This window comes from Bacteroides sp. FSHCM14E1, assembly GCF_019633785.1.
Taxonomy (GTDB): domain Bacteria; phylum Bacteroidota; class Bacteroidia; order Bacteroidales; family Bacteroidaceae; genus Bacteroides; species Bacteroides hominis.
Genome location: NZ_JADKYL010000006.1, coordinates 99,644 through 123,567 on the forward strand (window position 1 = coordinate 99,644; position 23,924 = coordinate 123,567).

14 protein-coding genes are annotated in these 23,924 nt (G+C 46.2%); 5 read left to right on the forward strand and 9 right to left on the reverse strand.

What is annotated here, in order from left to right; translation table 11 throughout:
• Positions 1-34 precede the first annotated feature (34 nt).
• The 8 genes from dapF to gltB form a co-directional block, all read right to left on the reverse strand.
• The gene (gene dapF, locus ISX59_RS11230) at positions 35-844 is read right to left on the reverse strand and encodes a diaminopimelate epimerase (protein WP_032540497.1); all 810 of its coding nucleotides are present in this window, start codon (positions 842-844) and stop codon (positions 35-37) included.
• A gap of 461 nt (positions 845-1,305) precedes the next feature.
• Positions 1,306-2,085, reverse strand: coding sequence for a LytTR family DNA-binding domain-containing protein (locus tag ISX59_RS11235; RefSeq protein ID WP_022012618.1), 780 nt, complete (start codon positions 2,083-2,085; stop codon positions 1,306-1,308).
• Entirely contained in the window at positions 2,078-3,115 is a 1,038-nt protein-coding gene (locus ISX59_RS11240; protein ID WP_005778311.1) for a sensor histidine kinase, read from the reverse strand. The genes ISX59_RS11235 and ISX59_RS11240 overlap by 8 nt, the downstream gene beginning before the upstream one ends.
• 236 nt (positions 3,116-3,351) lie before the next feature.
• A complete protein-coding gene (locus ISX59_RS11245) occupies positions 3,352-3,906 on the reverse strand; it encodes a DUF4251 domain-containing protein (protein ID WP_005820573.1) in 555 nt (184 codons plus the stop codon).
• 262 nt (positions 3,907-4,168) lie between these two features.
• Entirely contained in the window at positions 4,169-4,930 is a 762-nt protein-coding gene (locus ISX59_RS11250; RefSeq protein WP_032540499.1) for a glycerophosphodiester phosphodiesterase family protein, read from the reverse strand.
• A 251-nt stretch (positions 4,931-5,181) separates the two neighbouring features.
• The gene (gene asnB, locus ISX59_RS11255) at positions 5,182-6,852 is read right to left on the reverse strand and encodes an asparagine synthase B (protein ID WP_032540500.1); all 1,671 of its coding nucleotides are present in this window, start codon (positions 6,850-6,852) and stop codon (positions 5,182-5,184) included.
• Positions 6,853-6,906: 54 nt separating this feature from the next.
• A complete protein-coding gene (locus ISX59_RS11260; RefSeq protein ID WP_032540501.1) occupies positions 6,907-8,268 on the reverse strand; it encodes a glutamate synthase subunit beta in 1,362 nt (453 codons plus the stop codon).
• Between the two features lie 65 nt (positions 8,269-8,333).
• The gene (gltB, locus tag ISX59_RS11265) at positions 8,334-12,878 is read right to left on the reverse strand and encodes a glutamate synthase large subunit (protein ID WP_032540503.1); all 4,545 of its coding nucleotides are present in this window, start codon (positions 12,876-12,878) and stop codon (positions 8,334-8,336) included.
• A 753-nt stretch (positions 12,879-13,631) separates the two neighbouring features.
• On the opposite strand from gltB, the gene ISX59_RS11270 reads away from it, so the two are divergent.
• The 5 genes from ISX59_RS11270 (at position 13,632) to ISX59_RS11290 (ending at position 22,823) form a co-directional block, all read left to right on the forward strand.
• Positions 13,632-15,515 carry an amidophosphoribosyltransferase gene (locus tag ISX59_RS11270; RefSeq protein WP_022012625.1) on the forward strand — a complete coding sequence of 628 codons (1,884 nt, stop codon included), beginning with the start codon at positions 13,632-13,634 and terminating at the stop codon, positions 15,513-15,515.
• Between the two features lie 131 nt (positions 15,516-15,646).
• On the forward strand, positions 15,647-16,723 hold the full coding sequence (gene carA, locus ISX59_RS11275; protein WP_032537041.1) for a glutamine-hydrolyzing carbamoyl-phosphate synthase small subunit: 1,077 nt from the start codon (positions 15,647-15,649) through the stop codon (positions 16,721-16,723).
• Between the two features lie 143 nt (positions 16,724-16,866).
• Positions 16,867-20,097 carry a carbamoyl-phosphate synthase (glutamine-hydrolyzing) large subunit gene (gene carB / locus ISX59_RS11280; RefSeq protein ID WP_005778290.1) on the forward strand — a complete coding sequence of 1,077 codons (3,231 nt, stop codon included), beginning with the start codon at positions 16,867-16,869 and terminating at the stop codon, positions 20,095-20,097.
• A 106-nt stretch (positions 20,098-20,203) separates the two neighbouring features.
• Positions 20,204-20,500, forward strand: a complete 297-nt coding sequence (locus ISX59_RS11285) for a thioredoxin family protein (RefSeq protein ID WP_220575920.1) — start codon at positions 20,204-20,206, stop codon at positions 20,498-20,500.
• Positions 20,501-20,666: 166 nt separating this feature from the next.
• The gene (locus ISX59_RS11290; RefSeq protein ID WP_032530062.1) at positions 20,667-22,823 is read left to right on the forward strand and encodes a family 20 glycosylhydrolase; all 2,157 of its coding nucleotides are present in this window, start codon (positions 20,667-20,669) and stop codon (positions 22,821-22,823) included.
• Between the two features lie 91 nt (positions 22,824-22,914).
• Here ISX59_RS11290 and ISX59_RS11295 read toward each other — a convergent pair whose 3' ends face one another.
• Entirely contained in the window at positions 22,915-23,802 is an 888-nt protein-coding gene (locus ISX59_RS11295; RefSeq protein WP_032540505.1) for a helix-turn-helix domain-containing protein, read from the reverse strand.
• Positions 23,803-23,924 lie beyond the last annotated feature (122 nt).

Genomic DNA, 23,924 nt, shown 5'->3' on the forward strand with positions numbered 1-23,924 from the left:
CTTATCAAATGGACTGATACCTGAAATCCATTAACTATTCTCTTAGTTCTATTGTTCCGTCGAATACTTTAACTGCCGGTCCGGTCATGTATACATGGTCTGTTGCTTCGTCCCATTCTATAGTCAGTGTGCCTCCGTCCATCACGATATCTACGGTTCGTCCCGTCCGTCCGGTGAGATGGGCCGCTACGGCTGTTGCACAGGCGCCTGTCCCGCAGGCCTGTGTAATGCCCGATCCCCTTTCCCACACCCGCATACGGATCTTGTTTTCTCCTGTTATCTGTGCAAACTCCACGTTCGTACGGTCGGGGAAAAGCGGATGTCTTTCCAGCTTCGGGCCGATCTCCGGAAGGTCTATACTCCGGATATCGTCCACGAAGGTGACGAGGTGCGGATTCCCCATCGATACTTGCGTGGAGACGAATGGAAATTTGTTGTCGAAATCTATTGTTCCGGTTTCCAGTGGTACACCCATATCAACCGTTACGGCTTTTACCGTTTGGGCTTCAAGGTGCAGTTTCAGCACTTTGATACCCGAGAGGGTTTCCAAGGTGATGATGTTTTTTGAGGTCAGTCCGTATTCATAAAGATACTTGCCGATGCACCGGCTTGCGTTACCGCACATCATTGCTTCCGAACCGTCGGCATTGAATATGCGCATGCTGAAATCTGCTTTGTCCGAATGACCGATCAAAACGAGCCCGTCACTGCCGATCCCCGTATGGCAGGCACTCCATTCGATGGCTGTTTTACCGGGATTGCGGATAGGAAACCTGAGGGTATTTACATAGATGTAATCGTTTCCTGCCCCATGCATTTTGGTGAATTGAATCGTTCTTGTCATTTTGATCTGTATTAATCGATTGGTGTATCCTTTTGTTTTATTACTATGCAAAGATATGACTTTTTGTTTTGTGTTTCTATTAAAAGCATGTCTTGTATCTATTTATTTTAAGAAATCTTTCACTTTTTGATATTTCTGCCTGTTTTTACTTCTGAATTGAAATAAGAATGCTGCGTATTTTTAATAAACTGTAATGAAGCGATTTTGTTCTGTGTCTCTTTTAGGATTTTGGGATAGGATGGATGAATTGATTTAGATCAATTGGGCATCTTTATAAAAGAGGAAAGAGGCTCCATCCTGACAGAATGAAACCTCTTTCTTCTTAAATGCTTTCTTTTTGTGTGCGGCTAACCGGACTGTATCAGAATATGTATTTGAGTCCGAAGTTGGATACAGTTAAATCTCTGTATCAATGATGGAGGAGATAAAACAATTTCAAATGTCTAAGATATGTAATGCTTTTAGTAGTTTAACCAAAGTTTCAACTGAGGTATTTTATCACGGCTGACGATTATCTTATCTTTAAAAGGAGGTTTTACATGTAAAATGGCTTTTCCCAGAAAATACGATTCAATCCGCTCAATAGCGTTAATACTGATCACTGTCTGCCGGCTACTTCGGAAAAAGATATCCGGATTGAGTTGTTCCATCAGCCTGTCCAGAGAGAGATCGATAATATGTTCCCTGTTTTGCTTGGTAACGGCAAAAGTTATTTTGTTTTCAGAATAGAAATAGGCGATATCTTCAACTTGCAGGGTAAAAAGTTTATCTTCGCCTGATATAAGAAAACGGGTGCGATACTTTTTGCACGGATTGGCTATGTTTTGTAAAATGTCTATTAGATCGGTTGTCTTTTGCTCCTGTACCAGATATTTGGTGGTAAGATGTTCGAACTTGGCAATAGCTTCTTCCAGCCGGACACTGTCTATCGGTTTAAGTAAATAGTCAATGCTATTGACGGCAAAAGCCCTAATAGCATATTCATCGTATGCAGTGGTAAAGATGATAGTGCTCTCCGGACGTGCTTGTTCGATAAATGTGAATGAAATGCCGTCTGTCAGTTGTATATCAAGAAAAACAATATCCGGATGTGGATTCTTATTAAACCATTCTACACTTTTTTCTACACTGCCGGGCAATATCGTGACTTGCCATTCGGGACGTATTTCATTTATGATCTTATTCAATCGGCGGGCCGCCGGAATTTCGTCTTCAATAATAACAGCTGTAATTTTATTCATTTAATAGGGGAACTTTAACGGTGAAATAATTAGTATTACTTTCTATGAGGATATTCTTATCGCATATCAGGCGATAGCGGATTGAAAGATTCTTTAGCCCCATTCCCGTAGTAGCTACATTGGGCTTTACTCTAATTTCATTGGTTACCGCCAACATACCACTTTGTTGTTCGTAATCAATCAGTATCTTCATCGGATAATCCATATTAATAATGTTGTGTTTAATGACGTTTTCTACTAATAACTGTAGGGCCAACGAAGGTAACTTCAAATCGTAATTGTGTAACTCTACCTTGTTATCAATTCGGATACAATCTCCTAAACGAACTTTATGAAGAAAGATGTAGGAATCAATGAAAGACAATTCCGATTTTAAAGTAACCAAGCGCTGTTGCTGGCTTTGTAATATATACCGGTATACGTCGGACAAGCGCTGGGTGAATAGAACGGCGTTTCGGGGAGAATATTCTATTTCGGAGATAAGCGTATTGAGGCTGTTGAAAAGAAAATGCGGATTCAGTTGATTCTGTAAGGCTACGTATTGGGCTTTTATGGAAGCTTCTTCAAATTGCTCTGCCTTCTCGTGCAAAAGAACCAATTGCCTGTAGAAGTTGATAGTCAAGGTTAGATTGGTTATCACCATTTCTACTAACCAGACCAGGGCTATTATTCTTAATCCTCGGCCTTTTAGGATAAAAGGTTCGGGAACCTCAAATATGGCTTTTACTATTGACCAGACCAGATAATTCATCAAAAACAGTATGATCGCAGTAAGGATGCAGTCAATAATTAATCGATCTTTGCGTTTGACCAGGAACTGGAAACTGCGCTTCTGCCAGTTGTGAATCATCAATACTCCGAAACCAACCAGATTAAAAGCGGCAAGTATCAATATGAACGACTTAAAAGAAATCAATACTTCCAAATGCTTCGGAGCCAAGTCGGAGTACAGCACGAGAAACAGATATGAAAAAGATGCTAACCCTGAGAATAGCAAGCCATTGAACAAATGATTGTATTTTTGTCGCATATTGATTGTAGACTTTATGTGTATATTACAAATTTAGTAAAAAAAACAAGAGGAGACACAAAATATCACAATGGTTCTGGGCAACCTCTTGTTTCTCGAAAAATAGTATAAACAAATGCCTATGCGGAAACTGGCGTTATTCTCTTATTCCGTAATTCCGTCCGGTAATTCACTTTTATGGATAATGTAATTATTACTTTAATACTTGATTATGGCCTGAAAACAATCTTTTTACCTTAAAGTGATGTACCTTTGAAAACGTTAGCTTTAGTCAAAGGAAGTAAACTTCCGGTCAGTGTGAAACGATTTGAATTGAAGTTCGGACTTATATCTACCGACGCATTATTACTTCCCTTGTCCAAGCGAATGTTTACTTGTGCGGATATTCCGGTTCCCATTACGCTCATTGATACGAATATATTTCCTTTTTTGTCGGTAGTCTGTTTGTAGTTGGAGGTACTACCTTCGACGGTGATACCACCCAAACCGTTAGGACCGCTAACGGGTATGTTGAAAGCTACCTGAACCACGGCCTTGTCATCTTTTACTGCTACAAAATTTGTATTCGAAGAAACGAAGGCCGATGTACCGTGCTTAAATATCACATGGTCGGCCTCTAAAATGAAATTTTTCATGGTAATTGCCTGTTTGGCTTCATCAAATAATGCTTGATCCAGTAATTCCTGTTCAGCTTTCTTTTGTTTACGTGTCATTTCTTTTGCTGTTTGTGCCTGTACATTTCCCAGACAAACGAATAACAGCAACACCGGTAATACTGATAACTTTTTCATGATTCTAATTTTTTAAAGTTATATATTTTCTTTTGCTCAAAGATAGAACGTTTGCTTTATTTTTTTTCAAGTTTATTTTCTGAATTGTAAACGGTAGTTGCTAAATTGTAAATATGGTATGCTGAATCGTAAAAGTAACATTTTAAATAGATACGGAATGGTTTTTGTATCTATGAGACACGAAGTCGGGATTGAAAAAACTCCCTTGAGTGGGCGTGTACTCACTCAAGGGAGAATTAAAAAAATGATTGGATACGGAGATTTATTTTTTCAACAGATTTTGCAGTTGTACCGGTTCATTGGTGGTGATGAAATCTACTTTACGATCGATCAGCCATTTCATGTCATCCGTCTTGTTCACAGTCCAGGCATTCACTTTCATGCCCAAATCATGGCATTCCCGGATCCATTCGGGATGTTTGCGGAATACTGTGTAATGATAGTCCGGCCCGGCACATCCTAATTCTTTCAGCTCCTTGGGTGACAGGTTACCGTCGAGATAGTAGACGGGAGTGCCTTCCGGAGCCAAGCGGATAAATTCTTTTGTGGCATGCAGGGAGAAGGTGATATATTCCATCCGTTTCTCCAGTCCCATGTCTTTGACCAGGGAAACGATTTTTTCGATGGCTTTTGTTTCGCGTTGGGGAGTGGTGTGTGCTTTCAGCTCAAGAATCAACCGGGTGTGTAGCGGTTGTGCCGCTTTCAAGTATTTGGCAAGGGTAGGCAGGCTCTCCCCGTTATCCAGTTTGATGGCTGTCAGTGCGGTGGAAGGTGAGTTTTCCATCCTTTTCCCTTTGAATGTGGGATCATGGTTGACCACTAACTGGTCATCGGCTGCCAGCCATACATCAAACTCCGAACCATAGCATCCGATGGAGTCGGCTTTTAGCAAGGCGGCGATACTGTTTTGCGCAGAACCCTCGGTTTTCCAGAATCCGCGATGGGCAATAACCTGGGTTTGTGCAGAGACATTATATGCCGAGAAAAGTAAGGCAGAGGCAAACAGAAGTTTTTTTATTTTCATATATTTCAGTTTTTGGTTCGCCTTCAAAGATATAAAAAAGTAACGCAAATCAGCAGAATAAGGATGCTAATCTGCGTTAAACAAAGCTATAAATTTCTTTTAAATCTCTTTACAATACATTCCTGTGTACCGAAAATGGGAGTATGGGTAGGAGCAACGCTTCTGTGGATAGGGTGTAGCCATCCGTTTGTCGGGGCTACACCCTGAGCGTCCGATGGCTACACCCTTTGCCTATTAGAGTTACCCCCTTTTTAATATGCTTCTACGTGTATCCCTTTTACGGCACGTCCGCTGGGATCGTTCAGGTTCTTGAATGCGGTGTCCCATGTTAGTGCCTCGGCTGTCGAACAGGCTACACTGGGAATGCTGGGCACACTGCGGGCAGCGCTTTCACTGGGGAAGTGCTCTTCGAAGATACTGCGGTAGTAATACTCTTCCTTATTCATTGGGGGATGGATGGGAAAACGTTCTGCAGCGTGTGCCATCTGGTCGTCACTGACAGCCGTTGCGGTGATCTCTTTCAACGTATCTATCCAACTATATCCTACACCGTCACTGAACTGCTCCTTTTGGCGCCAAGCGATGCCGGAGGGGAGCATACCCGCAAAGGCTTCACGCAGGACTTTCTTTTCGATGACTTTTCCCGGAGCCATTTTTACTTTGGGATCAAGCCGCATTGCCACATCGAGAAACTCTTTGTCGAGGAAAGGGACACGTCCTTCCACTCCCCACGCTGCCAGGCTCTTATTGGCGCGAAGACAATCGTATAGATGCAGTTTAGACAGTTTGCGTACGGTCTCTTCGTGAAAGGTACGGGCATCGGGTGCTTTGTGGAAATAGAGGTAACCGCCGAAGATTTCGTCGGCACCTTCACCGCTTAGTACCATCTTGATGCCCATCGACTTGATGACACGTGCCAATAGATACATCGGTGTGGAAGCCCGGACGGTAGTGACATCGTATGTCTCGATGAAATAAATGACATCCCGGATTGCATCGAGCCCTTCCTGAAGGGTGTAGTTTATTTCGTGATGAACAGTACCGATGTATTCGGCCACTTCACGTGCCTTGACTAAGTCCGGTGCACCCTTCAGCCCGACAGCAAAGGAGTGGAGCTGCGGCCACCAGGCATCGCTTGCACCGTCCGTTTCAATACGTTTGGCTGCATACTTCTTGGCAATGGCAGAGATAACAGAGCTGTCCAGTCCGCCCGAAAGAAGTACTCCGTAAGGTACGTCGGACATCAGCTGGCGGTGTACTGCTTCTTCAAGAGCGTCATGAATCTGCCGGCAGGGAGAGGTGCCGTTTTCTTTCGCCACTTTTTCATAATCCATCCAGTCGCGGGTATACCAGCGTTTCATTTTTCCTTCTTTACTGTGATAGTAGTGTCCGGGAAGGAAGGGCTCGTACTCGTCGCAGAATCCTTCGAGTGCCTTGAGCTCGCTGCCAAAGTAGATGTGTCCTTCGGAATCTTTTCCTATATATAAAGGTATTACTCCGATGGGGTCACGGGCGATCAGGTATTCATCTTTCTCTTCATCATAAAGGGCGAAAGCAAAAATACCGTTGAGCTCCTCAAGGAAATGGATGCCTTTGTCGCGGTAAAGTGCAAGGATCACTTCACAGTCACTTCCGGTCTGGAACTCGTAACGGCTGGCATACCGGGCACGGATGTCACGGTGATTATAAATTTCGCCATTGACGGCCAGTACCAGTTTCCGGTCGGGCGAGTAAAGGGGTTGTCCTCCGCTTTGAGGGTCGACGATAGAAAGGCGTTCGTGTGCCAGGATGGCACTTCCACCACAATAAATTCCACTCCAGTCGGGTCCCCGATGCCGAATTTTCCGTGCCATCTGTAAGGCTTTGCTTCTGAGTTCTCTGCTCTGAATTTTTATATTAAAAATTCCTGCTATTCCACACATAATCGTAATTGTTTTAAAGGGTTAATGTCTGATGATGAATAAACTACGTGCTGTTCACCGCTTGGCGTTTAAATATTTTTCTATCTCTGTCGCTGCTGTACGTCCGCTTGCCATGGCACGCACCACAAGGCTTGCGCCTGTTGCCGCGTCTCCGGCGATGAATACGTTTTCGGCAAATACTGGCTGTTCGGGTTTGAGGAATCCCATCGCTAATAAAACCATATCTGCTTCGATTATTTCCTTTTTTCCGGTCGGCTTCATAATAGAGCGTTCGTTGACGGGGTCCGGTAACCATTCCACTTCTTCTACTTCCACTCCGGTGACTTTACCGTTCTTTCCGAGGAACCGGTTGGAAGTCAGGCTCCAGCGACGGATACAGCCTTCTTCGTGGCTGGAGGTGGTTTTCAGTACAGCCGGCCATTGTGGCCACGGAGTGGCAGGATTATGGGCAACAGGAGGCTTGGGCATGATTTCGATTTGTGTCACGCAGGCCGCCCCTTGACGAATGCTTGTGCCGATACAATCGGAGCCTGTGTCTCCGCCACCGATGACCAGCACTTTTCGGCCTTTCGCATTTACTTGCCCGTCTTTGGAAAAAGTTTCTCCTTCAATGATTCGGTTTTGTCCGCTCAACAGCTCAAGAGCGAAATGGATTCCTTTCAACTCGCGTCCCGGAATGGGCAGATCCCGGGGTGTTTCCGCTCCGGTGCAGATGCAATAGGCATCGAAATCGGAAGTGCGACTCTCCGGAGTGAGTTTATGCGTGTCGATCTCGGTTCCCATTCTGAATTCAATGCCTTCCGCTTCCAGGAGCTTCATCCGGCGGTCGATAATGACTTTATTCAGTTTGAAATTGGGGATTCCGTAGCGAAGTAATCCACCCGGAGCTGCTGCTTTATCGAAAACGGTGACGGCATACCCCGAGCGGTTCAAGCGGTTGGCAACCGTCAGTCCGGCAGGGCCGGAACCGATGACGGCTACCCGTTTTCCATTTCGTTTGGGAATTGCCGGCATGATATAACCTTCTCGGAAAGCTGCTTCCACGATGGCTGCTTCATTTTCACGGATGGTGACAGGGGCGTCACACGATAGCTTCAGTACGCACGACTTCTCACAGAGTGCCGGGCAGATGCGTCCGGTAAACTCCGGGAAGTCGCACGTGGCAGACAATATCTGGTAGGCCTCACGCCATTTTCCCTTGTAGAGTGCGTCTTGCCATTCGGGTTGCTTGTTGCCCAACGGACAAGCCCAATGGCAGAAGGGGACACCGCAATCCATGCAGCGTGAAGCCTGAAGTTTGCGGTCACTTGTGTTGAGGGTCTGTTCCACCTCACTGAAATCAGTGATGCGCTCGTGTACGGGGCGGTATCCGGCCTCGTGACGGGGAATATTTAAGAATGCTTTTGGATCTCCCATTTTTATTTACGATTTTATAGTTTACGATTGAGATTGGTATCTGATATACAGGTTCGGCGGCTTATCTAATAGTCTCTCTGCATATCTGCTATTTTCTGTTGCAGTTTCCGCATCTGTTCTTCCTGCAACACCTTTTTATATTCGATCGGTACCACCTGGATGAATTCGTCCACGCAGTGATTCCAATTGTCGAGCATGGTGCGTGCCAGTTTTGAGCCTGTATAGAGATAATGTTGGCGGATCAGTTCATGAAGTTCTTTGCGATAGCCGGCTTCTTCGATCAGTGAAAGTTCCACCATCTCCATGTTGCAGAAATAGTCGAAGTTTCCTTCTTTGTTCCATACATAGGCTACGCCGCCCGACATGCCGGCTGCAAAGTTGCGTCCGGTCTGTCCCAACACGACCACCCGTCCGCCGGTCATGTATTCGCAACAATGGTCACCCACACCTTCGACAACAGCGACGGCTCCGGAGTTTCTCACCGCAAAACGTTCGCCCGCACGTCCATTGATGTATACTTCACCACTGGTGGCTCCGTATAGCAGGGTGTTTCCGGCAATAGTGTTTTCTTCCGCTTCGAAATTGCTTCGTACCGGTGGAAGTACGGCGATACGTCCGCCACTCAATCCTTTTCCCAAATAGTCGTTGGCTTCGCCCTCCAGCTTGAAGTTGACTCCCGGTACAAGGAAGGCACCGAATGACTGTCCGGCGGAACCTTTGAATTTGACGTTCAGCGTATGTTCCGGCAGACCTTTTTCTCCATACCGGGTAGCGATGGCACCTGAGAGCATGGCACCGCACGCGCGGTCAGTGTTGGCAATGGTATATTCCAGAGAGACTTCCCGTTGGCGTTCGATGGCTTCGCGGGCGGCATGGATTATTTCCACATCTTTCACCGCCGAGATACCGTGGTCCTGATTGGTGGTATGCAGAATGGCAGCCCGGTTGTCAACCCGTACCAGCAACCTGCTGAAGTCAATCAGGCTGTGCTTGGGGAGCATATCTTGGGGGGTGCGTTCGATCAGGTCCGTCCGTCCGATAATGTCGTCCAGCTTTTCGACACCTATTTCCGCAAGATACTCGCGTACCTCCTGTGCCAGGAAAGTGAAGAAGTTCACCAGGTATTCGCTGCGTCCGTGGAAGCGTCTACGTAATTCTTCATTTTGTGTGGCCACGCCTACCGGGCAAGTATTCTGATGACACTTGCGCATCATGACACATCCCAGAACAATCAGTGCAGAGGTGGCAAATCCAAACTCTTCGGCTCCCAACATTGCCATCAGGATGATGTCCCGTCCGGTTTTCAGCTGTCCGTCCACCTGGAGCATGACTTGACCTCTCAGTCCGTTCAGCACCAGGGTTTGCTGGGTTTCACTCAATCCTAATTCGGGTGGGATGCCGGCGTAACGGATGGAAGAGGCGGGTGAAGCTCCTGTTCCGCCTTCGGCACCGGAGATGACGATCAGGTCGGCTTTGGCCTTGGCTACACCTGCGGCAATGGTGCCGACTCCGCTTTCGGCTACCAGTTTGACACTGATTCTCGCCCGGGGATTTACGTTTTTCAAGTCGAAGATAAGTTGTGCCAGATCTTCGATTGAATAAATATCATGGTGAGGAGGAGGGGAAATCAGCGAGATGCCCGGTATGGAGTGACGGGTACGGGCTATCACTTCGTCCACCTTATAGCCGGGCAACTGTCCGCCTTCGCCCGGCTTGGCGCCTTGTGCAATCTTGATCTGTATTTCATCCGCGTTTACCAGATATTCGGCAGTCACGCCAAAACGTCCCGAAGCTACCTGTTTGATGGCACTTCTCAGGTTTGTTCCGTCCGGACGCGGGGTGAATCGCTTGGCATCTTCACCTCCTTCACCGGTATTGCTCCGTCCGTGAATGGCATTCATGGCGATGGCCATTGTCTCGTGTGCTTCCCGGCTGATCGAACCGTAACTCATGGCACCGGTAACAAAACGTTTCATGATGTTTTCAACGGGCTCTACCTTGTCGATAGAGATAGGCGACCGTTTGAATCCCAGGAAATCGCGCAGAAAGATGGGCATTTCTTTTTCATCTGCCATTTGTGTAAACTCTTTGAATTTCTTGTAGCTGCCCAGGCGGGTTGCCAGTTGCAGGGCACTGATCGTTTCCGGATTCCAGGCATGTTTTTCCCCGTCTTTTCGGAAAGAGTATAAGCCTTTGTTGGGCAAAATGTCATCACTGTTTTCCGCTGCGAATCCTTCATTGTGGAAAGCGATGGCATCTTTGGCTATCTCTTCAAGCCGGATGCCGCCGATGGTAGAGGGCAGGCCGCCGAAACAAGCCTTGCTCAGTTCTTCGCTTAATCCTATAGCTTCGAATATTTTTGCTCCCCGGTATGAACGGATGGTACTGATCCCCATTTTACTCATGATTTTGAAGAGCCCTTTGCAGATGGCTTTGATGTAGTTCTTTTCTGCTGTGGCATAATCGAGTTGGATATCTTTACCGGTAACGAGCTTGTCGAGAATGCCAAAGGCCATGTAGGGGTTCAATGCGCTGGCTCCAAAGCCAAGCAGCAGGGCTGCATGCATCACTTCGCGTATCTCGCCGCTTTCTACTACCAGAGCAGTCTGGACACGTTTGCCCACTGAGATCAGATAATGATGCACTGCACTGACAGCCAGTAAGGATGGAATGGCAGCATGTGTGGCATCGACCTCTCTGTCGGTCAGTACGATGTAGTTGACTCCCTCTACGACGGAGGCTTCTGCCTGCTTGCACAGGGCGGTCAGTGCCTCTTGAAGTCCGGCTTTTCCTTTATCAGCCTCAAACAGTATGGGCAGCTTTACTGTTTTGAATCCTTTATACCGGATATTGCATAAGATATCCAGTTGGGCATTGTTCAGTACAGGGTGGTTGAGGCGCACCATTTTGCAATGACTCTCGCTGGGGGTGAGAATGTTCATGCCCACAGCACCGATATATTCCGTCAGCGACATCACCAATTCCTCGCGGATGGGATCGATGGGAGGGTTTGTCACTTGTGCAAATTGTTGCCGGAAGTAATTGTACAAGAGTTGTGGTTTATCCGAGAGTACGGCCAGGGGGGTGTCGTTGCCCATCGAATTGATCGGTTCGGCCCCTCCGGTCGCCATCGGGGTGATGATCTTTTCGATGTCTTCTTTTGAATAGCCGAAGGTACGTAACATGCGGCCGTAGTTCTCTACACTGTGTGATACTTTGCGTCCACTTTTCAGTTCATTCAGTTCAATCCGGTTGTTGGCGAGCCAGGTACGGTAAGGCTTGGCCTCCGCCAACTGTTTTTTCAGTTCACCGTCGTAGTAGATCTCACCTTTTTCGGTGTCTACCAACAATATCTTGCCCGGTTGCAGGCGTCCTTTCTCTTTGATATCTCCGGGTTCGAAGTCCATTACGCCGACTTCGGAGGCCACTACCATCATGTTGTTGTGAGTAATCAGATAGCGGGCGGGGCGTAGTCCGTTACGGTCGAGCATACCTCCCGCATAGCGACCGTCGCTGAACAGCAGGGCAGCCGGTCCGTCCCATGGTTCCATCAGGATGGAGTGATATTCGTAGAATGCTTTCAGGTCTTCGCTGATCGGATTCTTTTCGTTGAATGATTCCGGTACCAGCATAGCCATGGCATGTGGCAAGCTGAGGCCGGACATTACCAGGAACTCGAGTACGTTATCTAAAGAGGCGCTGTCACTTCCACCCGGCTGGATGATGGGGCGGAGCTCCCTGATATCCCCCAAGGTAGGTGAGGAGAGTACGCTTTCCCTTGCTTCCATCCATCCCCGGTTACCGCGAATGGTATTTATTTCACCGTTGTGTGCCAGTAGACGGAAGGGTTGCGCCAGTCCCCATGTGGGAAATGTGTTGGTGCTGAAACGTGAGTGTACCAATGCAAGTCCGCTGGTGAAATAGTTGTTTGTCAGATCGGGGAAATAACTACGCAACTGTAAGGATGACAACATACCTTTATATATGATGCTTTTGGTAGACAGCGACACAATGTAAAAGTCGTCTTTTGCCGGGACAGATGATTTGCGTATCCGGTTTTCAATCCTTTTTCTTATCACATAGAGTTTGCGGTCGGCTGTCTCCGTTTCCGTAAATCCGGTGATGAATATCTGTTTGATGTCCGGTTCGGCTGTTCGTGCCGATTCACCCAATATGTCCGGGCAAGTAGGTACATTGCGCAGGTGCATCAGTGTTAATCCTTCTTTTTCAATCTCCTCGATAATAATACTCAGAATGGTTGCCCGGTCTTCTTCGTTTTTGGGGAGGAAAATCAAACCTGTTCCGTACTTCCCTTTTTCGGGGACAGGTATGCCTTGCAACAAGATAAATTCATGAGGAATCTGGAGCATGATGCCTGCGCCGTCTCCTGTTTTGTTATCCGCTCCTTCGGCACCACGGTGACGCATGTTTTCCAGTACTTTTAGTGCGGACTCCACAATGTCGTGCGATTTTCCCCCGTCAATGTTCACCAACATACCCACTCCGCAGGCATCATGTTCGTTCATTGCATGATAGAGCCCCAACTGTTCGGGCAGTCGTTGACAGGGCAACTCTTTTGTTTCGTTGTTAAAAAGTTCTTGTTCCTTCATTCTGTTTAGCTTTATTATACGATAATACCTGTTTGTTGTATCAAAATGTTCGGCAAAAATAGGAATTTAATTTCATTATGATATGTATGGCGCGCCTTTGTGTGACACTAATTCTCTTTTTAGTTTTTTAATATTTCAGATCGTAAGCAAATTAACTACTTTTTGTTTCAAACTGTAACTTGCTTCCATTATATCATTAAACGATTGTAATCTCTTTCTTTTTGAGACTGAAATAATAGATAAATTAACGTTTTGATATTAAAACAACTTTTTTGTACGTTTATGTCAAATATTTATAGGAAAACTAATCTTTATGTTATTTAGATTATGTATCTTTGCACGCGAAAACAAAAAAGGATAATATGTGTGGAATGGTAGGCTATATTGATATGTATCAGCCGAAAGGCGAAGCATCTGTTTTTATTGCTAACGGCAATCTTGAAATTTCCACCGTTATCCTCCAAGAATTTCTATCCCAAAGTTATACTTCCTGTAACAGTACTTGTACAGAGATCCCCGTTCATTTCGTTTCATGTTTCCTGCAGAGTTACCGGTTTTGTAAGACCGATAATCTATGTATCGGAAGTCCGGAAACATTAAAGTGCTTTAAACCGTTGATAATTAGTGTACCTTTGCCCGTGATGTATCGTTATGGGTCGGGAAGGCACGACAGACCGACCGGGATAGGAGGAAAAGAGTGTGATTATGGTGTGAGTTCAATAACCGATTGTAATATAGTTAAATCGAAAATAGATGGAACAACTGAAACATGAATGTGGCGTTGCCATGATTCGTTTGCTTAAACCGCTGGAGTATTACGAAAAGAAGTACGGGACATGGATGTATGGGCTCAATAAGCTCTACCTGCTGATGGAAAAACAGCATAACCGTGGGCAGGAAGGTGCCGGACTGGCATGTGTGAAACTGGAAGCAAATCCGGGTGAAGAGTATATGTTCCGTGAACGGGCGTTGGGTTCCGGTGCCATCACTGAAATTTTTGAAACGGTGCAGGCCAACTTCAAGGATCTGACCGGGGAGCAATTGCACGATGCTGGGTTTGCCAAGCGTACACTGCCCTTTGCGGGGGAAGTATACATGGGACATCTGCGTTATTCGACCACCGGAAAATCCGGCATATCCTATGTCCATCCATTTCTCAGAAGGAACAACTGGCGGGCGAAGAACCTTGCCCTTTGCGGTAACTTCAACATGACAAATGTGGACGAAGTGTTTGCCCGTATCACTGCCATCGGACAACATCCGCGTAAGTATGCCGATACTTATATCATGCTCGAACAGGTGGGGCACAGACTCGACCGGGAAGTGGAACGACTGTTCAATCAGGCCGAGGCCGAAGGACTGACCGGTATGGGCGTGACGCATTATATTGAGGATCATATGGATCTTGCAAACGTGTTGCGTACATCGAGCAAGGAATGGGATGGAGGATATGTGATGTGCGGACTGACCGGAAGCGGAGAGAGCTTTGCGTTGCGCGACCCGTGGGGGATCCGCCCGGCATTCTGGTATCAGGATGAAGAAATTGCGGTGCTTGCCAGTGAACGTCCGGTGATTCAGACTGCACTCAATGTTCCGATAGGAGAAATAAAGGAATTGCAACCGGGGCAGGCACTTCTTATCAGCAAAGAGGGAAAACTGCGTACGGCACAGATCAACAAAGCGCGGGAGAAGAAAGCCTGTTCGTTTGAGCGGATTTACTTCTCACGGGGTAGTGACGCGGACATCTATAAGGAGAGAAAACAACTGGGTGAAAAGCTGGTGCCGAACATCCTGAAGGCAATTGATAATGATCTCGACCATACCGTATTCTCGTTCATACCGAATACGGCGGAGGTGGCATTTTACGGTATGCTTCAAGGGCTGGACGATTACCTGAATGAAGAAAAGGTACGACAGATTGCCAATCTGGGACATAATCCGGACCACGATGAACTGGAAGTGATCCTGTCTCGCCGTATCCGTTCGGAAAAGGTAGCGATCAAGGACATCAAACTACGTACTTTCATTGCCGAAGGTAATAGCCGGAACGATCTGGCGGCACACGTGTATGACATAACATACGGCAGCCTCCGGGCAGGTATCGACAATCTGGTGATTATCGATGACAGCATCGTCCGTGGCACCACATTGAAGCAAAGCATTATCGGTATCCTCGACCGTTTGGGACCGAAAAAGATAGTTATCGTTTCTTCCTCCCCGCAAGTTCGCTATCCGGACTATTACGGCATCGATATGGCGAAAATGTCCGAGTTCATCGCTTTCAAGGCGGCAATCGAACTATTGAAGGACCGGGATATGAAAGACGTGATCGCAGCAGCTTACCGGAAATCGAAAGATCAGGTAGGATTGCCGAAGGAACAGATGGTAAACTACGTGAAGGAGATTTATGCTCCTTTCACCGACGAGGAAATCTCTGCTAAAATGGTGGAACTGCTGACGCCGAAGGGTACGAAGGCCAAGGTACAGATTGTTTACCAACCCCTTGAAGGATTGCACGAGGCATGTCCCAACCATACGGGAGACTGGTATTTCAGCGGTAATTATCCAACGCCGGGCGGAGTGAAACTGCTGAACGAAGCATTTATTAATTATATTGAACAGGTATATCAATTTTAAGAAAATCAGGATTTTACTACAGAGGATGCAGCGTACACAGTGGACCGGTTTCTTTTAGATGTACTTTAAAATAAAAGATGAAACCTCTGCGAGCTTTGTATCCTTTGTGGTGGATTAAAACGAAGATAAGAATGAAGAATGTAACTTTGATCCTTGACGACGGGAGCCGTTTCCACGGCAAGTCGTTTGGCTACGAAAAGCCTGTGGCAGGTGAAGTCGTGTTTAATACCGCCATGACCGGTTATCCGGAGAGTCTGACCGACCCTTCGTATGCAGGGCAGCTGATGACACTGACTTATCCGCTGGTAGGCAACTATGGTGTGCCTCCTTTCAGTATGGAACCCAACGGGCTGGCTACATTCATGGAGAGCGAACGCATCCATGCCGAAGCCATCATCGTGAGCGATTACTCACAGGAATACAGCCATTGGAACGCAGTGGAAAGTCTGGCGGACTGGCTGAAACGGGAGCAAGTGCCGGGCATTACGGGCATCGATACCCGTGAGCTGACCAAAGTGCTGCGTGAACACGGAGTGATGATGGGACGGATTGTGTTTGACGATGAACCGGAAAATGCTCCGGAAGCTGTTTACAGCGGGGTGAACTACGTAGACAAGGTTTCCTGTAAAGAGGTGATCCGTTACAATGAAGGCGCGGGTAAGAAAAAAGTGGTATTGGTGGATTGCGGTGTAAAGACGAACATTATCCGCTGCTTGCTTCGTCGGGATGTGGAAGTGATTCGCGTGCCTTGGGATTATGATTTCAATCATCTGGAATTCGACGGACTCTTCATCTCCAACGGACCGGGTGACCCGGATACATGTGATGCTGCGGTGCAGAACATCCGCCGTGCCATGCAGGACCCGAAACTTCCTATTTTTGGTATCTGCATGGGTAACCAGTTGCTGAGCAAAGCCGGAGGAGCCAAAATATACAAACTGAAATACGGTCATCGCAGTCATAATCAGCCGGTACGGATGGCAGGCACTGAACGTTGTTTCATCACTTCACAAAATCATGGTTACGCGGTAGATAACAACACACTCGGCACCGATTGGGAACCGTTGTTCATCAATATGAATGATGGCTCCAACGAAGGAATCCGCCATAAAATAAACCCGTGGTTCTCCGCACAGTTCCATCCGGAAGCGGCAAGCGGACCGACCGATACGGAATTCCTTTTCGACGAGTTCGTGAAATTGCTCTGAAGTATATTCTGCATAAATGATCAGAAACGAATACGATTCACCACAGAGGACACAGAGTTTTAATCTCTTGTTTATTAAGATGTTTAAGAGAAAGATATTCTCTGTGTTCTCTGTGGTGGATTAACCTCAAAAACAAATTAATAATGAAAGAAAACAATATAAAGAAAGTACTGCTCCTTGGTTCCGGAGCCTTGAAAATCGGTGAAGCCGGTGAGTTCGACTACTCCGGTTCCCAGGCGCTCAAAGCCTTGAAAGAAGAAGGAATCGAAACCATCCTGATCAACCCCAATATTGCCACCGTACAGACATCGGAAGGTGTGGCAGATCAGATTTATTTCCTTCCCGTAACTCCTTATTTCGTCGAGAAGGTGATTCAGAAGGAACGTCCTGAGGGTATCATGCTTGCCTTTGGCGGACAGACGGCACTGAACTGCGGCGTGGCCCTTTACCGCGAAGGCATTCTCGAAAAATACGGAGTACGTGTATTGGGAACTCCCGTACAAGCCATTATCGATACCGAAGACCGTGAGCTTTTCGTGGAGAAGCTGAACGAGATTGACGTGAAAACCATCAAGAGCGAAGCTGTTGAGAACGCCGAAGATGCTCGTCGTGCAGCCCGGGAATTAGGTTATCCGGTCATTGTCCGTGCGGCTTACGCATTGGGTGGATTAGGTTCCGGCTTCTGTGACAACGAAGCAGAACTGGACGTACTTGTTGAGAAAGCGTTCGCTTTTTCTCCGCAGGTGCTGGTTGAGAAGAGCCTGCGGGGATGGAAAGAGGTGGAATACGAAGTAGTGCGCGACCGCTTTGACAACTGTATCACGGTCTGCAACATGGAGAATTTCGACCCACTGGGCATCCATACCGGAGAATCCATTGTGATTGCTCCTTCGCAAACCTTGACCAATAAAGAATATCATAAATTGCGTGAGCTTGCCATCCGCATCATCCGCCACATCGGTATCGTGGGCGAATGTAACGTGCAGTATGCTTTCGATCCCGAATCGGAAGATTACCGGGTGATCGAGGTGAATGCCCGTCTGAGCCGTTCGTCTGCTTTGGCGTCGAAGGCTACCGGTTATCCGCTTGCTTTCGTGGCTGCCAAACTCGGACTCGGGTACGGGCTGTTCGATTTGAAAAACTCCGTGACGAAGACTACCAGTGCGTTCTTTGAACCGGCGCTGGACTACGTAGTCTGCAAAATCCCCCGTTGGGATCTCGGTAAGTTCCACGGAGTGGATAAAGAACTCGGTTCTTCTATGAAGTCTGTCGGTGAGGTGATGGCCATCGGGCGTACCTTTGAAGAAGCGATTCAGAAAGGACTTCGTATGATAGGACAGGGTATGCACGGTTTTGTGGAAAACAAAGAACTCGTCATCTCCGACATCGACAAAGCGCTGCATGAACCGACCGACAAACGTATCTTCGTCATATCGAAGGCCTTCCGTGCGGGATATACCATCGATCAGGTGCACGACCTGACCAAGATTGACAAATGGTTCCTGCAAAAGCTGATGAACATCATGAATACTTCGGAGGAGCTTCATCAGTGGGGGAATAATCACAAGCAGATAGCCGACTTGCCTGCCGACCTGCTTAAGCAAGCCAAGCGACAGGGATTCTCTGACTTCCAGATAGCACGTGCCATCGGTTACGAAGGTGATATGGAAGACGGAAGCCTTTATGTCCGCAATTACCGCAAGAGCCTGGGCATCGTTCCCGTGGTGAAGCAGATCGATACGCTTGCTGCCGAGTATCCGGCACAGACCAATTACCTCTATTTGACCTACAGCGGCACAGCCAACGATGTAACCTACCTGGGCGACCACCGTTCCATCGTAGTGCTTGGTTCGGGTGCTTATCGCATCGGTTCTTCGGTAGAGTTTGACTGGTGCGGGGTGCAGGCACTCAATACCATCCGTAAGGAAGGCTGGCGTTCGGTGATGATCAATTATAATCCCGAAACCGTATCGACCGATTACGATATGTGCGATCGCCTCTACTTTGACGAATTGACTTTCGAACGTGTGATGGATATTCTTGAACTGGAGAATCCGCATGGTGTCATCGTCTCCACCGGAGGGCAGATACCGAACAATCTTGCTCTGCGCCTCGATGCCCAGAATATCCATATTCTCGGTACTTCCGCCAAGAGTATCGATAATGCCGAGGACCGTGATAAATTCTCCGCCATGCTCGACCGCATCGGCGTGGATCAGCCGGAATGGCGTGCGCTTACTTCGCTCGAAGATATCAACTCCTTCGTAGACAAGGTCGGTTTCCCTGTGCTCGTGCGTCCGTCGTATGTGCTTAGTGGGGCGGCCATGAATGTTTGCTCCAATCAGGAAGAACTGGAACGCTTCCTGCAACTGGCAGCCAATGTTTCGAAGAAGCACCCGGTTGTGGTCAGCCAGTTCATTGAACATGCCAAAGAGGTGGAGATGGATGCCGTAGCACAAAACGGGGAGATCGTTGCGTATGCCATTTCCGAACACATCGAATTTGCCGGCGTACACTCCGGTGATGCCACCATCCAGTTCCCGCCGCAGAAGTTGTATGTGGAGACGGTGCGTCGCATTAAGCGTATCAGTCGTGAAATAGCCAAGGCACTCAATATCTCCGGTCCGTTCAACATCCAGTATCTGGCTAAAGACAACGACATCAAAGTGATCGAATGTAATCTCCGTGCCAGCCGTTCGTTCCCCTTTGTCAGCAAAGTGCTGAAGATCAACTTTATCGAACTTGCTACGAAAGTCATGCTCGGTCTGCCTGTTGAGAAGCCGAACAAGAACCTTTTTGAACTCGATTATGTCGGTATCAAGGCCAGTCAGTTCTCTTTCAATCGTCTTCAGAAAGCTGATCCTGTGCTGGGTGTCGACATGGCATCGACCGGTGAGGTAGGTTGTATCGGCAGCGATACTTCCTGTGCCGTACTAAAAGCAATGCTTTCCGTGGGCTATCGCATTCCGAAGAAGAACATCCTGCTCTCTACCGGAACGCCGAAACAGAAAGTGGATATGCTCGAAGCGGCCCGTATGTTACAGAAGAAGGGATATAATATCTTCGCAACGGGAGGTTCCAGCAAATTTCTTACCGAGAATGGCGTAGAGAACACCCGCGTCTACTGGCCCAGTGAGGAAGGACATCCCCAGGCACTCGAGATGTTGCACAAGAAAGAGATCGACATGGTAGTCAATATTCCCAAGAATCTGACTGCCGGTGAACTGGATAACGGTTACAAAATCCGTCGTGCCGCCATCGACCTCAACATCCCGCTGATTACCAATGCCCGATTGGCGAGTGCGTTTATCAATGCGTTCTGTACAATGGATATTGACGATATAGCAATCAAGTCATGGGAAGAATATAAATAAGAAGTTCAGTCTTCTCTTCTCCTCTTTTGCTTAACAATCCTGAAATCCGGAACTTTTTCTGTTGACTGTTGTTGAAAGTACATATAAATCAATAAAGCGTGTAACAATGAGTATAACAGAGCAATTGGATGCCGCATCCGGAACGAATCGTCTGGTGTTGGTAGAATTTTATGCAGACTGGTCTCCCCATTATGAATGGCTGGAACCTGTAGTACGGACTTACGAGAAACAAGTCTCCGAGGTGGTTAAAGTGAATATAGTGGGAGATAAGGCAGTCGCGGATTCATTCAATATCGAGACGGCTCCGGCTTTCATCCTTCTGCAGCGTGGACACGAATTGTGGAGGCAAGTGGGAGAACTGACCATCGATGAACTTAAACTGGTGTTGGAAGAGTTCAAATAGCAAAGTGCCAATCATGTCATTTTGTATTTTCTACCCGATGTAGCATGCGCTATATCGGGTAGTTTGTTTATAAGGTTAGTAAATGAACAGCTTTTCTTTCTTTAAGATATTTTTTACTTCCGATAAATTATTATCTTTGCATTTATTGTACCTTAAAAATATCATAATGAAATCAGCAATAAGAGTGATCCTGTGGATAGCAGGTCTGTTTTTATTTACAAATCATATTGCTTATGCACAGAATTGGACTCTTCCGACGCCGTCCCAAGAGGCCTGTCATCCTGCCATAATACCGCAGCCTAAATTTATTGCTTCAACTCGCAAAACCATAGATTTTACAGAATTATCGATCTTGTTTTCTGGTTCTGTCGATTGTTCTACTCAACAAAAAGTGAAGAGAGAGGTGATAGATATTTCTAATTCACTAAAATTCACGTCGGTGAGAAAAAAAACATGCGAAATTAGATTTACAACTCCTTCAAGGAAGCTCAAAACGAATGAAGCATATACATTACAAGTTAACAAACAGGGTATTATTATTGAGGCAAATGCATTTGGTGGGTATTTTAACGCTTTACAAACGCTTCGTCAAATGATTACCGAATCACCTCACGGCATGTTACGTTTACATTATTGTAACGTTGATGATCTCCCTGAATTTAGCGTTCGTTCGGTGATGATTGATGTAGGACGTAATTTTTTGGAGATCTCTTTTTTGCGTGAAGTGATCCGCAAATTGTCTATGTACAAAATAAATATGCTCCACCTTCATTTAACTGATGATCCCGGGTGGAGAATTGAGGTTAAGAGTCATCCTGAACTGACATCCTATAATTCTTACTGGAAAACACGACAGCCGGGAAAATTTTACACACAAAAAGAAATTAAAGAGTTTGTTGCCTATTGTGATTCTCTTAACGTAAGGGTACTCCCCGAGGTTGATATGCCTGGTCATAGTGCGTATTTTAAAAAGGCAACAGGATATGATATGCAGACCTCCAAAGGAATTGCTATACTAAAAGAGGCATTGGATGAGGTAATTCCATTATTCAAGGATTCTTTATTTCATATCGGATCCGATGAAGTTAGGTTTGCAATGCCTGAGTTCATGCCTGAGATGATTAAGTATATTCGAGATAAAGGCAAGCGGATTGTTATTTGGAGTCCCGGCTACCAGCAAGATAACGATTGTATTCGTATGTTTTGGGGTAAATGTGAATCAGGACATCAGATCAAAACAGATATACCTTATATTGATGGTAATGGATTTTATATGGATTATATGGATTCTCAGTCCGGCGTACAACAAGTATTCTTTCAGCAACCATGCGAAGTTGCTTCTGAAAACACAAATGCATTGGGGGGAGTGATGTGTGTATGGACAGACGGTGGACTTGGGGAATATCCCGAAAAGCAAATTTTAACTCAATATCCATTTTATCCTACTCTATTAACATATGCCGAAAGAATATGGAGAGGTGCTAAAGAATCAGCCAATCAGTTTGTTGCTAACATGCCTAAAAAAGGTAGTAATGCATGGATCGCATTTGATGAGTTTGAAAATCGTTTAGTAGCTCACAGGGATAAATATTTTCAAGGAATTCCTTTTGCTTATGTCAAGCAATCTGAGCTTAAGTGGAGAATCATAGGTCCCTTTGATCATAAGGGAATCAATGATACCTCTTTTGAGCCTGAACGGATTATAAAAAGTGAATATATCGATAATAATAAGATTTTAAAATGGAAAGATGAGGCAGCTTACGGAGGAGTAGTACAAATTCGTTCTTTGTACGCAATGTTTAATATGCATAACAATAGATATCAGCCTAACTTATGGCCTACATTAATGTCTGATGATGTGGGAATTGGCAATGGGACATGTTATGCATTGACATATATTAAAAGCCTCAGGGAGCAAGACGTTTTTTTAATGTGCGGATTTAATGGTATGTGGGGACATTCGGGCGGGTATCGTTCCGAAAGAGCACCGCAACAAGGCAGTTGGGATTGGAGTGGAGGAGATATATGGCTCAATGAAAATAGGATTGAGCCTCCTGTTTGGGATTTTGAAAGTTTACCGTGGTCAGGATGGGGACAGGGGAGAATTGAAATACCGCTTACAGGGCAAGGATATTTTTATCGGGCACCAATTAAGATTAGTCTCAAGAAGGGGCTAAATAAGGTTTTAGTTCGTGTACCTTTCGGCCACTGGAATGGGGATGAAGGACAACGCAGGTGGCAATTTTGCTTTATGCCTGTAAAGTGGGATGGCATTCATTATTCAGAGGTGGAAGGATTGGAATACGAAACTGATATTAAATAATATTGTAATACTGTGTACTTCATTAGAATTCAATGTTTTGTGACCTTTGATGTTTTTCTATTTAAATCTAAAATATGCTATCAAAGTGGATTTATCTTTTTTGATACTCCTGTGGTGTCATGCCCGTCATTCGTTTAAAGAACTTGCAGAAGAAGGAGGGATTCGGAAAATGCAGTTCATCTGAAATCTGGTATACAAGCAGGTCACTGTGTTTCAGTAATACTTTTGCTTCGAGAATAACAGACTGATTGATCCACTCCATCACTGTCTGGTGACTGACCTGCCGGATCAGCGTGTTCAGGTAACGGGGAGTCAGGCATAGCTTGTCGGCATAGAATCCTACGGTACGTTCGTTTTTGCTGGATTCGTTCACCAGTGTGATGAATCGCCAGAATATCTCTTCCTGATGTGAAAACCTGTGAGAAGCGTCATTGGCTTCTTCCGTCCGTATATACTTTATATTATGCAGTAGAGCTGCAAGCAGATGTTGTACTACCTCCCGGCGGAAGGGTTTTTCCTGAATAGTTTCCCAAATCAGAGTGAAATAAGCATCCGACAACTTCCATTCGGTATCTGTCACCCGGGTGACGAGGTTCTGCCGTACGTGTGATTCAAAGAGCTGGTCACGTCGTAGGAGCGGCAGGAAGTCTTTGTCCACTGCGATCATCTGAAAATCGTAATCGGGTGTGAACTCTAAAAGTTCGACAATGGAGCCGGGGATGAAAGTGACAATGGTTTGTGGATAGACGGTATATTCAATCAGGTTGATAATGATCCGTGCCTTTCCACGTAGTCCGCGGATAATTCTTCCTTCCTTCAGCCGGTAGGGTTGTCCCAAACGGAACAGGTGGCTTTCCATATTGGCGAAGCTGATGACAATGCCAAAATCCGGGGTGACGAAGCGATATTCGTTGTTGCATACCATGTTGCTGTGCTTCAGCAGGTCGAGTGCCAGTTCCAGAGGTTTGTTCTTTTCCATAAATCAGTTGTTATCACACGGCAAACTTAGATAAAATATGCGATTTATAAGCGAGCCAAGTAAAAGAATAGCATATTTTATCCAAAACACAATGAGATAGTGTGCATGTATCCCGGTCCGGA

Excerpts from the sequence above, each read along its gene's own strand:
- dapF (WP_032540497.1), bottom strand. The coding sequence starts at position 844 with ATGACAAGAACGATTCAATTCACCAAAATGCATGGGGCAGGAAACGAT.
- ISX59_RS11235 (WP_022012618.1), bottom strand. The coding sequence starts at position 2,085 with ATGAATAAAATTACAGCTGTTATTATTGAAGACGAAATTCCGGCGGCC.
- ISX59_RS11240 (WP_005778311.1), bottom strand. The coding sequence starts at position 3,115 with ATGCGACAAAAATACAATCATTTGTTCAATGGCTTGCTATTCTCAGGG.
- ISX59_RS11245 (WP_005820573.1), bottom strand. The coding sequence starts at position 3,906 with ATGAAAAAGTTATCAGTATTACCGGTGTTGCTGTTATTCGTTTGTCTG.
- ISX59_RS11250 (WP_032540499.1), bottom strand. The coding sequence starts at position 4,930 with ATGAAAATAAAAAAACTTCTGTTTGCCTCTGCCTTACTTTTCTCGGCA.
- asnB (WP_032540500.1), bottom strand. The coding sequence starts at position 6,852 with ATGTGTGGAATAGCAGGAATTTTTAATATAAAAATTCAGAGCAGAGAA.
- ISX59_RS11260 (WP_032540501.1), bottom strand. The coding sequence starts at position 8,268 with ATGGGAGATCCAAAAGCATTCTTAAATATTCCCCGTCACGAGGCCGGA.
- gltB (WP_032540503.1), bottom strand. The coding sequence starts at position 12,878 with ATGAAGGAACAAGAACTTTTTAACAACGAAACAAAAGAGTTGCCCTGT.
- ISX59_RS11270 (WP_022012625.1), top strand. The coding sequence starts at position 13,632 with ATGGAACAACTGAAACATGAATGTGGCGTTGCCATGATTCGTTTGCTT.
- carA (WP_032537041.1), top strand. The coding sequence starts at position 15,647 with ATGAAGAATGTAACTTTGATCCTTGACGACGGGAGCCGTTTCCACGGC.
- carB (WP_005778290.1), top strand. The coding sequence starts at position 16,867 with ATGAAAGAAAACAATATAAAGAAAGTACTGCTCCTTGGTTCCGGAGCC.
- ISX59_RS11285 (WP_220575920.1), top strand. The coding sequence starts at position 20,204 with ATGAGTATAACAGAGCAATTGGATGCCGCATCCGGAACGAATCGTCTG.
- ISX59_RS11290 (WP_032530062.1), top strand. The coding sequence starts at position 20,667 with ATGAAATCAGCAATAAGAGTGATCCTGTGGATAGCAGGTCTGTTTTTA.
- ISX59_RS11295 (WP_032540505.1), bottom strand. The coding sequence starts at position 23,802 with ATGGAAAAGAACAAACCTCTGGAACTGGCACTCGACCTGCTGAAGCAC.